The organism is Chitinophaga sp. G7 BAM 1005, assembly GCF_057126945.1.
Map to the genome: position 1 here is coordinate 2,599,003 of NZ_CP181478.1, position 12,885 is coordinate 2,611,887.

At 49.3% G+C, this 12,885-nt stretch carries 8 protein-coding genes; 7 read left to right on the forward strand and 1 reads right to left on the reverse strand.

Annotation, left to right across the window (positions count from 1 at the left end; all coding sequences use genetic code 11):
- Window positions 1-25: 25 nt before the first annotated feature.
- The 3 genes from ACMXI2_RS10365 to ACMXI2_RS10375 all read left to right on the forward strand — a co-directional run bounded on the left by ACMXI2_RS10365 (window position 26) and on the right by ACMXI2_RS10375 (window position 4,064).
- Entirely contained in the window at window positions 26-1,027 is a 1,002-nt protein-coding gene (locus ACMXI2_RS10365; RefSeq protein WP_483781519.1) for a PorP/SprF family type IX secretion system membrane protein, read from the forward strand.
- Between the two features lie 18 nt (window positions 1,028-1,045).
- The gene (locus ACMXI2_RS10370) at window positions 1,046-2,863 is read left to right on the forward strand and encodes an OmpA family protein (RefSeq protein WP_483781520.1); all 1,818 of its coding nucleotides are present in this window, start codon (window positions 1,046-1,048) and stop codon (window positions 2,861-2,863) included.
- Window positions 2,864-3,302: 439 nt separating this feature from the next.
- Window positions 3,303-4,064 (forward strand): hypothetical protein, encoded by a 762-nt coding sequence (locus ACMXI2_RS10375; RefSeq protein WP_483781521.1) that lies wholly within the window; start codon window positions 3,303-3,305, stop codon window positions 4,062-4,064.
- Here the strand turns inward: ACMXI2_RS10375 and ACMXI2_RS10380 are convergent.
- Window positions 4,050-8,930: a PKD domain-containing protein gene (locus ACMXI2_RS10380; protein WP_483781522.1), complete on the reverse strand. Its 4,881-nt coding sequence runs from the start codon at window positions 8,928-8,930 to the stop codon at window positions 4,050-4,052. The two genes, ACMXI2_RS10375 and ACMXI2_RS10380, sit on opposite strands and share 15 nt — an antisense overlap.
- Window positions 8,931-9,004: 74 nt before the next feature.
- Here ACMXI2_RS10380 and pxpB point away from each other — a divergent pair, with 74 nt between their 5' ends.
- Genes pxpB through ACMXI2_RS10400 form a run of 4 tightly spaced genes read left to right on the forward strand, consistent with a single transcriptional unit; the run spans window position 9,005 to window position 12,655 of the window.
- Window positions 9,005-9,715: a 5-oxoprolinase subunit PxpB gene (gene pxpB / locus ACMXI2_RS10385; protein WP_483781523.1), complete on the forward strand. Its 711-nt coding sequence runs from the start codon at window positions 9,005-9,007 to the stop codon at window positions 9,713-9,715.
- A 20-nt stretch (window positions 9,716-9,735) separates the two neighbouring features.
- Window positions 9,736-10,731 carry a 5-oxoprolinase subunit C family protein gene (locus tag ACMXI2_RS10390; protein WP_483781524.1) on the forward strand — a complete coding sequence of 332 codons (996 nt, stop codon included), beginning with the start codon at window positions 9,736-9,738 and terminating at the stop codon, window positions 10,729-10,731.
- A complete protein-coding gene (pxpA, locus tag ACMXI2_RS10395; RefSeq protein ID WP_483781525.1) occupies window positions 10,707-11,483 on the forward strand; it encodes a 5-oxoprolinase subunit PxpA in 777 nt (258 codons plus the stop codon). The genes ACMXI2_RS10390 and pxpA overlap by 25 nt, the downstream gene beginning before the upstream one ends.
- Window positions 11,480-12,655 (forward strand): NRAMP family divalent metal transporter, encoded by a 1,176-nt coding sequence (locus tag ACMXI2_RS10400; RefSeq protein WP_483781526.1) that lies wholly within the window; start codon window positions 11,480-11,482, stop codon window positions 12,653-12,655. The genes pxpA and ACMXI2_RS10400 overlap by 4 nt, the downstream gene beginning before the upstream one ends.
- Window positions 12,656-12,885 lie beyond the last annotated feature (230 nt).

The window sequence follows — 12,885 nt, forward strand, 5'->3', positions numbered from 1 at the left end:
TTATCTGCTACAAAAAAAGTAAAAGATGCAAACAGTACTCAGAGCAGGAATAATGGTGATGCTGCTGGCGATAGGAATGCGTGGAGCAGCGCAACAGAACATACAGTTCAGCCAATACGTGTTCAATGGGTTAAGCATTAACCCTGCCTATGCAGGCTATAAGGAAGACCTGTATGTGAACACCGTATACCGCCATCAGTGGGCCGGATTTCCCGGCGCGCCCCGTACAGGCGGCGTGTCGATAGATGGAGTAACGCCTGCCAGTGATAATAAGGTGGGGTTGGGGCTGCAAATGTTGTTTGACAAGCTTGGTCCGCAGGATGCTTTGTCGCTGTATGGTTCGTATTCCTACCGGATTCCGCTGGACGACGAGGATACGCGCCGGCTTTGCATCGGGTTAGGCGGTGGCGTTACCCAGTATTCTATTGACGGTAATGCGCTGCAATACACTGATAACGACGATTCCGCCATACCACTGGGTAAAAAGAGTGTGTGGGTACCAGATGCCCGCTTCGGGGTTTACTACTATACTCCCCGCTTTTATGCAGGGGCTTCCATTATGGACCTGTTTTCGCTCTATACCGATGCTACGCGTTACAGCTGGAAAGGGAACAACTATTCTACCATCCGTAAAACACAGCACCTGTATATTACTACAGGCGCTATGTTCCCGCTGGGAGATAATTTACAGCTGAAGCCTTCTATTCTTATTAAAGAAGATTTTAAAGGACCTACTAACGTAGACATCAATGCCTTTCTGCTGATCGGTGAAAAGCTGTGGACAGGAGCATCCTATCGCACGGGTGTGGGGCTGTGGAACAAAACCGGTTTGCAGAAAGATCTGAGTGAACTGGATGCGGCCAGCCTGATGGTGGAATTCTATGCTACAGAAAATCTCCGCATCGGGTATTCCTACGATCTGAGTATTAATAAAATGGCAGGTTACCAGGGAGGATCGCATGAAATATCCTTAGGCTTCTTAATCCCTTCGAAAAATTTCACTGTAAGGAATCCCAGGTATTTTTAACTCTTAGTTACTACCCGTATGATACGTTGCACTATAATTATTATTCCGCTGTTTTTGATTGCCTCCAACCTGTACAGCCAGGAGCAGAAAAGCTTGTCGCAGTTGGCTGATGCAGCTTATGCAAGACAGGAGTATGCGGAGGCAGGAGCGCTTTATAACAGGATTGCCCGTAACAAGGGAAGTAAGATGCCGGTAGATGAGCTGATGAAGATGGCCCATAGTTACCAGGAGATCGGTTACTTTAAGGAAGCTTCGGATGTTTACCGGGAGATCACCGGTCGTCCCGACCGCCCTGCATCCGCTTATTTCGCGTATGGAGAAGCGCTCCGGCAACTGGAGCAATATGATGAAGCAAAGCAGCAGTATGCATTGTTCACTACCTCCAATGCGGACAGTCTTAAATTAAAAGACATCGCGCTGCAGGGCTGCGATAGCGCCGTTGTATGGCGTAAGCAGGGCGTTCCTGTGCAGTTAAAACCGGTTAAGGAGCTAAACACCCAGGGCTCCGACCTGGTAAGCGGGGTAGTACAGAAAGGTTTGCTGCTGATGTCAAACGGATACCGTACAATGGCGCTTAATAATGGCTCGCAGTCGAAACCTCCTATCGATAAACGCACCGAACAACCTTATTATAAATCATACGTTTACCAGCAATACACCGGTAGCAATACCGATATGTACCTGGAAGAACTGGCGCCCGCATTGTTGGGTAAATATGATTATCATATTGGCCCGGTATGTCTTAACAGCACAGAAGATACCCTTTATGCCACTATCAACATACAGGGCAAGGGTGTGCCTGTTACGGGCAAAGGACTTGTAAATGGTGTCCGCCAGTTGCAGATCTATCAGTCCGTAAAAAAAGACGGTAAATGGCAAACGCCGGTACTGATGCCCGGCATCAATATGGAAGGATATTCTTCCAGTCATGCAGTGCTAAGCACCGGTGGCGATGTACTGTATTTTGTATCTGACCGCCCGGGCGGTCTGGGGCAAACAGATCTCTGGTATTCGGAAAAGCAGGCTGACGGCTCCTGGGGAGCGCCGCTTAACTGTGGCAGCCAGGTAAACACGGTAGCCGCAGAAACCTTCCCCACCGTTAACGAAGACGGCATCCTTTACTTCTCCAGCAGGGGCTATGCAGGGATGGGTGGCTACGATATTTACCGCGTGAAAGGAGGGAAATCCGGCTGGGAAACACCCGAGAACATGAAAGTGCCGTTCAATTCCGGCGCCGACGACATAGGACTAATCCTGAAACGTAATGGCTATGAAGGTTACCTGGCATCCAACAAACCGGGTGGCATGGGTAAAGATGATGTCTATTACTTCTCTGATCCCGATTACTTTAGCCGGATTAACCGCAGGGAGAACCCAGCGCCGGTGATAACGGATCCTACTACCACACCACAGCCACCTGTAACAAGCGGGCAGCCGGGTTTGGTAACGAGAAAGCATACTGCGGAAGAAGAAACAGATAAACAGCAGCTGGAAGAACTGAAGTTCCTCTATGATTATAACAGCGCCTCCCTGCTCACCGAATCCCGCAGGATCCTGGACCAGGTGGCAGCGGTGCTGAAGCGTCATCCCGACTGGAAGATCGTGATTGCATCCTTTACCGATAACCGTGGCTCTGATCAGTATAACACCGATCTGTCGGCGTTACGTTGCTATGCGGTAATAGATTACCTCGCTAATAAGGGCATTGATCCGAAACGCCTCTACTATAGCAATAAAGGGGAAAGTAACCCTGTGAACGGCTGTAAGGATGGTGTGCCATGTAAGGAAGAGGATTACAAACAGAACAGGCGTTCTGAACTGAAAGTAAAATGGTAAGCATAGGGTTATAATACAGAAAGAGAACAGGAGGCGCCTAAAGAGGGCGCCTCTCAAATTTATATTTCCCGGGAAGTCTTTCCTGTGATTTTCCAAATCATTATAAAACATCCTGATATTCCGGAAATATTTTAATAAAGCTACCTGTTACTTGCTTCAGCCATGCCTGGGACCTGCGTATCCCATGCACTATCTATACTGTTACTATGAACTCCTAATGAACTATTCATGCACTCCCCATGCACTATGAATGCACTATGCATAAACCGATGTGACGTATTCCGGCAAAAAGCGGTAAAAAGCGGTAAAAGCGGCGGATTTGTTTTTACGCATGCAGGGTAGTAGATACTTTCGCATGGTACGTCTGTGTAATCAACAGCCGGAGCTTAACAGGCATAGCTATCTAAACTGCCTATCTTTTAACGAAAACATTTTAACGATGAGTAAACAGGACGGATTGCTGCAATTCAATGGCGCAATCGAAAATTTATCTTTTTATAAAACTAAACGTGGTTATGTAGTCAGAAAGCGATCCGGGGTATCCGGCGCGCGGATAGCCACTGATCCTGCATTCCAGCGTAGCAGGGAAAACAGTATGGAATTTGGCAGAGCTGGCAGTGCAGGGAAATTGCTTCGTTCCGCTTTCCGTTATATGATCAGGCATGCTGCCGACAGTGGAATTACGCCCCGCCTCCTCAGAGAGTTCCTGAAAGTGATAAAAGCAGATACAACCAGTGAGCGGGGATATCGCAATGTGATGAACGGCGACATAAAGATCATGGAAAAATTTGAGTTCAATACAAAGAGCGTGATGAGCACTTCTTTTTATGCGCCTTTAACGGCAACCATTGATCGTGCAGCCGGGGAAGGAACTATTGTAATACCGCCATTCTATCCGGCAAGGGAAGTGCAGTCGCCCGGCGGCGCCACGCATGTAGTTATCACCTGCGGCTTTTGTGCGATTGATTTTGAGGAAGCGCAATATGAAAGCGATGAAGTAAGCAGTGAGGCATTGATACTGGATAGCCACATTACCGAACCACTCACGCTTACCGCCAGCGTTTCACCGGGCAGTCCTTTTCCTCTGTTCCTGGCGTTTAGTGTTGAGTTTGTGCAGATGGTAAACGAACGGCCGTACCGGCTGTCGGACGGGGCATACAATGCTATGAAGATGCTGGTGGCCGACTCACTTTATCAGTAGAATGCTTCCTTTGAATTCAAATTTCTCCCCGTTTTCGCAGATGGTTTGCATGTAATAAATATAGCTTCCAAAAGCGGCTTCTTTATTGTTGATGCGGCCATCCCAGCCGGCGGCAGGGGTATTGATCTGGAAATGAATATTTTCAAAGATAAGTTTTCCCCAGCGGTCATAAATACGCAGGTACCCGATTTCCTTTACGCCTTTTCCCTTAGGATAAATGCGGTCGTTTTGTCCATCCTGATTAGGCGTAAATGCGTTAGGCATATAAATGGCAGACTGGTTGCACAGGATGTGTATGATAACGTCGTCTTTTGCTTTGCAGCCATAGCGGTTTTCCACTTCTACTGCGTAGGTAGTGGTGAGATTGGGAATCACCTGTATGCTGGCGCAGCCTGGGCAGTTGAGATCCTGTGCCGGCGACCATTTGTAGCTGACCACATCATTGCTTGCGGAAGCCGTGAGCTGCACAGGTGTGCCGGCGGGAACATTCCGGTCGGGTCCTGTATTTACTAACGGATACGGTGCTACGATTACCTGCAGGGATGTTTTATCAGAGAAGCATCCTTTGCTGTCGTAGCCTGTTACTGCGTAGGTATAGTTACCTGTATTGGTTAATGTAGCCGTGGTAACGCCTTCGTTTGGATTTGCCAGCCCGCTGCCTTCCCATTTGTAATAGTCTGCACCGGAGGCATATAGCGGCAGCACTGCGCCCTGGCACAGGGAGGTATCCGGTGTAGCCGTTACCTTAAATGGTTGGATTACCTGCAGCGTTAACTGGTCTGTATTGATACATCCGTTACTGTCTGTTACTTTCACGAGGTAGGTGGTATTGGTATCAGGACTAGCCGACGGGTTTGCGATCAGCGGGTTGCTGAGTCCTGCAACCGGCGTCCATTCATAACTGGCGCCGCCGGTGGCCTGTAACAGGGTAGTATTGTGCAAACAGATAAATTCACTCATAGCAGTGGCTTTTGCATCAGGCAAAGGCAGTACGTTTAAGAGGTGATGGGCCGTATCAGTACATCCGTCTTTATTGGTAACAACAAGGGATATATCTGCCGGACCTGGCTGGGAGAATACCTGTTGCGGAGGCTTACTGACAGCCGGAGTTTGCCCGTTAGGGAAGTTCCATTCCCAGGTAAGACCATTGTCGTTCGTAGCGCTGCCGCTGAAACCGGCCGGAGATGCTACACATACTTTATCGGGACCTGCAATAATGGCTTCCGGTTTAGTATATACGTTCACGTTAGTAGTTACTGTTTGTTTACAACCATAGGCGGTAGTGGTAGTAAAATTAAAATCATACCTGCCCGGTGCAGGAATATAAAAAGAAGGAGTAGCTGTTGTTTCGTTGGCTGGTACCAGTGAGGGATTGAAGTCCCATTTATAGGTAGCTGGTTTAGCTAACTGGTCAATAGAAAAACTGTTGAATACAGGATTGAACGTAACCGTTCCTTTACCGCAAAGGATAGCCGGCATTGGCGTTAATTGTACATCCAGTTTATCAATAACGATCGGATTGCGAAGAAGGGCGCTGCCTCTGCAACCGGAGGCGTCAGTCAGCAAGAGCCTCGGCTGATAAATGCCAGGCGTTTTAAAAACGTGTTTCACAACGTTGTCGGTAGTATGAAGAATAATGCCGTCAGTAAAATCCCAGCTGAAATCCTGCGAACCCTTGCTGATAACATTAAACTGAATTTCCTTTTCCAGGCATCCGCCGTCGGAACTGGCTATTATAGCGGCATAGGGGCCTTTTACCTCTATGGTATCAATGTATTTGTCTGTTACGCCTGCTTCTCCCTGTGCGGTTAGGATCACCTCGTAAAGTCCGGGTTCCGTATAGGTATGTATAGGATTGGCTTCAATGGAAGTAGTGCCGTCGCCAAAACTCCAATAGCTGGAAATATAGCTGAGAGAAGTATTGGTAAAGAAGAAGATCATTGGTGCGCAACTGCCTCCGTTTGCAAAGCGGGAGGTATAGCTAAAGTCGGCGCCAACACTGGATACCCTTACCTGTTTTTTTGCACTGTCTTCACAACCATTATTGTCCTTCACGCGCAGTACTACCTGGTGGGCGCCCGGCAGGGTGTAGTTGTTTGTGACTGTTCCGGTGGCAGTAGAAGTATGACCATCTCCAAAACTCCAGTTCACACTGGTGATAGCGCCACCGGTTTCGCTGGAATTGTTATAGAAGTATACATCTGTGCCTGGTTTAACAAGATAGCTGCTGGCGTCGAATGCGGCGTGGGGGCCTTTTACCTGGAGGGTATTATTATAGCCATAGCTTACACAACCTTCCTTGTCAGTCACCTTCATCATAGGGTTATAATTTCCCGGTTGTTTGTAGGTATGCCGGAAAGGTCCTTTGGTAAAGGTTTCTACAGGAGTGCCATCTCCGAAATCCCATTGCCACTCACTAATACCTGCACTATATGTGGTACTGGTCATGTCTGTGAAACTCAGTTCGCTGCCGGCGCATTTGGCGGCCGGTAGTTTAAACGCGGCAACAGGCCCCCGTACATTAACCGGTATTACGTTACTGAGATCTATGCATCCCTGCAGGTTTTCGGCCGATAGTTGTATGAGTTGTTTGCCGGGAGAAAGATTTTTGTAGATGAATGTTTGCTGGTCGTCCGGGTCGCTCTGATCGATGCCGCCAGCCAGCCATTTGTAGCCCGAAGATTTATAGATAGCCGGGTTGTAGCTGGTGATGGCAGCGCCGAGCAAATCGTTGCTGCATAAAGTACTTTTATCGGTACTGATCACTACAGGAGAAGGAGCGATCACCGTTACCTTTAGCCCTTCATGTGTGGTACAGTGGCTGCCTTTCGTGGTAAGCACCACCTGGTAGGTACCGCTGCCGGGAAAAACGTGCGTTAAAGTTGCGGCAGGTGTGCTATAGGCAGTATCGGTACCATCGCCCCAGGACCATTGCCAGGATTCCGCCCCTATGGAATGATCTTCAAAAACAATGGTAGTGCGTTTGTTACAGTCCACCGGCCGGATCGAATACCGGGGGAATGGATTGGTGGCGGTAATGTATTTCTTTTTAACAATGGTATCATAACAGGTATGATTACCTACTATCAGCTGTACGGTATACGTTCCCGGTAGCTGGTAGCTATAAGTAGTGTTTTTACCGGAACCGGTGGCCCCATCTCCGAAATCCCACCGCCAGCTGTCGCCAATATCCGACTGGTCTATGAATGCAGCCGGGTTATTACCGCAGATTTCCGGGGCGTCTGGTGAAAAGAATTCAGGAACGGGCTTTTTATATACTTCTACTTTATTTACTGTTTCTACCTTTCCCGTACAGCCGTTGACGGTAGTATAGGTCAGGTAAACGGTGTAGATGCCTGCATTATTATATTGATGTACAGGAGCTGCTAACGCAGATACAGGGCTGCCGTCGCCGAAGTTCCATTCGTAGGTTTTAATAACGTCTGCATTGTTAACCACGGCGCCGAAGGTGGTTGTTAATCCTTCGCAGCCGCTCCTGTTTTTTCCCTCTGCTGTTATTTTTACCGGGGCTATATCAAAGCTGCTGTTGGTAGTAGCCGCACAACCATCTTTGCTGGTGGTAACCAGGGTAGCGGTATAGTTACCGGCTGCGGTATAGGTATGCGCGGGATGTTGCGCGGTGGAGGTTTGCCCGTCGCCAAAGTCCCATTGCCAGGTAGCGGCAGCAGGAGCATTGTCCGTGAACGTGGCGGTAGCGGGCATGTTACAGAAAGGAGGTATCATCACGTTGATACTGGCGTTGGGAGACGGTTTTATATCCAGTTTTTTTTCTACTACCTCCACGCATTTGCCATAGGTAGCGGTTAGTTTAACATTTAACGAACCGGTAGCGGGAGGGGTGTAGGTAGTGGTATTGTCCGCGTTGTTCAAAGCTGGTTGCCCGTTTATTTCCCAGGCCACATTGAGCTGATCTGTGGTAGCAAATACGCCGCCGTAAATGCCTGGTGTATTGGTACAAACAGGTGATGGAAAAGTAAAGTTGGTAGTATAGGCGGCCACGTTAATATCGGCTGCTTTTTTGATCGACGTACAGTGTAGTTCATTGGTCACCGTCAGCGTAATAGCGTGAAGTCCCTTGCTGGTAAAGGTATGCGTACCGGGATCTTTTAAGGAAGAAGTGCTGCCGTCATCAAAAGCCCAGTTATAAACAAGGGTACCTGGTCCGGTGGAAGTATTGGTAAGCTGCACAGTGGCGGGTGCGCTGCAGAATATTTTTTCGGGTACGGAAAAACCGGCCACAATGGGAGGGGCCACCTTTATCATGGTATCCACTAATTTAAAGCTGGTGCATTGATAGCTGTTGGTAACGATGAGCGTTACCGGGTATTTTCCGGCCTGCTGATAAGTATGCGTACTGCTGCTGCCGCTGCCGGTGGTGCCGTCTCCATAATCCCAGGTATAGGTAAGGAGGGTACCGCTTACCGGGTCTGATTTATCTGTGAAAGTGGTTTGTAAAGGTGCGCAGCCGGTTACGTTGGTGGCCGTGAAATCCACTTTAGGTCTGGATCTTACGGTAATAAATCCTGTTTTGGTGATGGTAGCTGATTGTCCGGCAGCATCTTTTACCGTGAGGGATACGGTATAAACGCCAGGTTTGACATAGGTAGCCCCGGGGTGCTGTTCAGTAGAGGTATACCCGTTACCGAAGTCCCATTGCCAGGATACAGGCTGGCCTGTTGATTGATCACTAAATGTTGTTAGTAGCAGTTCACAATCGCTCGTTGATGATGCATTGAAGTCTGCTTTGATTTGTGCCTTTGCTCCCGAGAAAATAAAACAATCCGCTAATAGCAAAATAAGTAGTGATGGACCCAATTTAAGCTTTACCAGGTTAAAAAGGTTCATTCATAGATATGTTATATACCTGAATTTACGCTATTAACAGCAATGTGCAATAGTTATTTTATCTTCATAAACAGATGCGTAAAAACTACACTATATCTCCGTTGGGCGACCGGGCTGTTATCATAGAATGGGAACAGCAGATCGGTAAGGATATCCACGGCCGGGTAATGCAGGCATTCCGGCAGTTGGAGGACCTGCATAAGCCATACATCCTGGATCTTATTCCGGCCTATGCTTCCTTAACAGTTGTATACGATGCGGTGGTGTTGTACCGGGAGCTGCATGGCTACGCCGGTGAGAAGATCAGGGAACTCATCGCGGCCACGCTGGAGGACACAGCAGTAACCACCGCCGCTCCGCCCCGCCGGTTGCAGATACCCGTATGCTATCACCCTTCCCTGGGGCCGGACCTGCCTGCGATGGCGGAACGCAAAAACGTTTCCCCGGAGCATATCATAGCACTGCATACAGAACAAACGTACACTGTATACATGCTGGGCTTTCTGCCCGGCTTTCCCTATATGGGCAAAGTACATGACGTGCTGGTAACGCCCCGGTTAAAGCAACCCCGGCTCAGGGTACCCGGGGGAAGTGTGGGTATTGCCGGCGCGCAAACCGGTATTTATCCGCAGGAATCGCCGGGGGGCTGGAATATTATTGGCCGCACCCCCCTGCGGTTATTTGATGCCGGTGCGAAAATTCCCTGCTATTGTGGCCCCGGCGACGAGGTAAGATTTATACCGGTATCGCTGGGAGATTTCCGGGAGATGACCCATTATATTTGACATTTTAAGATCCAAAAACATTGATACAGGTAGTACAACAAGGATTGCTGGATACCATCCAGGATGCAGGACGATACGGTTACCAACACCTGGGTATTAATCCCGGTGGCGCTATGGATCGTGTAGCGCTTGCGGTAGCCAACAGCCTGGTAGGCAACGACCTCACCGAAGCGGCTATTGAACTGCATTTTCCCGCGTCGGCTTTCCTGTTTGATACAGATGCCATGATCGCATTATCCGGCGCTGATTTTGGCGCCATTGTTAATGGCCAGCCGCTGGACATTAACAGGCCGGTACTGGTGAATAAGCAAACAGTGTTGCGTTTTAGCAAGCCTGTTTCCGGCGCACGGTGTTACCTGGCTATACGGGGCGGGCTTGTACTTACGCCCTGGCTGGGAAGCTACAGTACCCATTTAAAGGCCGGCGCCGGCGGTTTGGATGGCCGCCCGCTGAAAAAGAATGATCACCTTCAGCTCCGGCAGGGCAACATTTCCCCTTTATGGTTCCGGGGCAGGGAAGTGGTACCGTTACCGTGGACCGCCGATGTAAGTCACCTGTACACCACAAAAGATATCATACGTACGCTCCCTGGCAGTCAATGGAGCCTGTTACCGGAAGAGGCCCGCCAACAATTTACCAGCGCTGCATTTTCGTTAACGGAACAAAGCGACCGGATGGGATTCCGCCTGATCGGTCCGCCGCTGGCCACACAGCCACGGGAGGAACAGCTATCTGCCGGCATCACCAGGGGTACCATACAGCTGTTACCCAACGGCCAACTCATCATACTCATGGCAGACCATCAAACCACCGGAGGGTATGCCCGGCTGGCACATGTGATTACCGCGGATATGCCTTCTCTTTCGCAACGTATGCCGTACCAGGAGGTTCATTTTAGTATGACGGATGAAAAAACGGCATCCGCCCTGTTGTGGAAACAGGAGCAGGACTTGCTCTTTCTTCAAAATGCCTGTAAATTACGACTGGAGGAATGGCTGCAACAACAGCCTGTTTAATCATCATCATTATGCATTATATAGATCTTAACTGCGACATGGGAGAGGGCCTGGACAACGATGCCGCCATTATGCCTTTTATCAGCAGCGCCAATATTGCCTGCGGCTATCATGCCGGCAATCATGATACGATGCTGCGTACGGCCACGCTGGCACTCGAAAATAAGGTAGCCATCGGCGCTCATCCCGGCTTTGCAGATAAAGAGAATTTTGGCAGAACAGAACAGCAGCTTTCAGATCATGCATTATATGAATTGATCACCACACAACTATATGCCATCCAACTGGTTTGCAAATCGCTGCATACCACGATGAGGCATGTAAAGCCTCACGGCGCATTATATAATATGGCCGCTAAATCGCCGGCTATGGCCCGCGTGATTGTTAAAGCCGTGAAAGATGTGGATCCCCGGCTTTGCTTTTTCGGACTCAGTAACAGCTGGCTTATTACGGCTGCCAGGGAAGCCGGGCTAAAAACAGCCAGCGAAGTATTTGCCGACAGAACCTACCAGGATGATGGTGCACTTACTCCCCGCACACAACCCAACGCACTCATTGAAAAAGAAGAGCAGGCGATAGCACAGGTGCTGCAGATGGTTACGGAACAAAAGGTAACTACCGTTAACGGGCATACGATTCCGATGACGGCTGAAACGATCTGTCTTCACGGCGATGGCGCACACGCCGTAACATTTGCGCGCGCCATTAATACTGCATTACATCATCACCAGTTAACCATACAACGGCCTTGAGCAAACAAAAAACTTCCGTGCTGCTGGGTGCAGCTTTCCTCATGGCTACTTCCGCCATCGGTCCCGGTTTCCTTACACAAACAACAGTATTCACGCAGCAACTGGGGGCGTCTTTTGGTTTTGTAATATTAATATCAGTGTTACTGGATATTGGCGCACAGCTGAATATCTGGCGCGTACTTACCGTTTCCGGGTATCGCGCACAGGATCTCGCCAATGCGCTGTTACCGGGCCTGGGTTATGTGCTGGCCGCTTTGGTGGTGATAGGCGGACTCGCCTTTAACATCGCCAACATCGGTGGCTGTGGACTGGGCATACAGGTGCTCACCGGTATGGACACTGTTTATGGCGCGTTGCTGAGTTGTGGTATCGCGCTGTTTATTTTCTGGATGAAAGAGGCCGGCCATGTACTGGATCAGTTTACACGATGGCTGGGCATCCTGATGGTGCTGCTTACCTTGTATGTTGCCGTGAGTTCACATCCACCGGTATTGCAGGCAGTACAGCAAAGCGTATGGCCTGCAGTGATTGATACAAAGGCCATTGTAACGCTTGTTGGCGGAACCGTTGGCGGTTACATCAGTTTTGCCGGTGCGCACCGCCTGCTGGACGCTGGTATCAGCGGAACAACGCAGATAGGCTTTGTTAACCGCAGTGCAGTAAGCGGTATTGTTATCACCGCTATCATGCGTGTGCTGCTATTCCTGGCAGCATTGGGCATTATCACACAGGGCGCGGTACTCGACAGTGGTAATCCGCCTGCGGCTATATTCCGGATAGCAGCAGGGGAAATTGGTTACCGTTTCTTTGGTATTGTGATGTGGAGCGCTGCCATTACTTCTGTAGTAGGAGCAGCTTATACATCCGTTTCCTTCCTGAAAACATTTCATCCTTTTATTGCGGCCAACGAGCGTTGGTTTATCAGTGTTTTTATACTTTTTTCCACCGTTGTTTTTGTAATCGCCGGCAACCCCGTACAGTTGTTGCTGATGGCGGGGGCGCTCAATGGACTCATACTACCGGTAGCCCTGGCAGTGGTGCTGGTGGCCGCTGGCAGCGTACGGCTGCTGCAGCACTACCGGCATCCTGTATGGATGCAGCTGGCCGGGTGGTTAGTGGTGCTTATAATGGGATATCTTGGCGGGGTTACGATTGCGGCGTGGGTGAAGTGAGGAGCTGATGAAATTATCAGGGAGATATCAAAATGGGAATTTGGGCCTTCGCAAAAATATATTATTTTGCACCGCAGTTAATGCCAGAAAGTTATTTTAACAGTTATAAAAATTCATTCCTTTGCCTTCATAACTATACCTGGAAAAGTAATGTGTTGCCCATAAGAGTTATAACCCTAACTGGCTATACTGTTTTGTTTGAGAAGTTGCTGTGCGATGTAATACCCGCC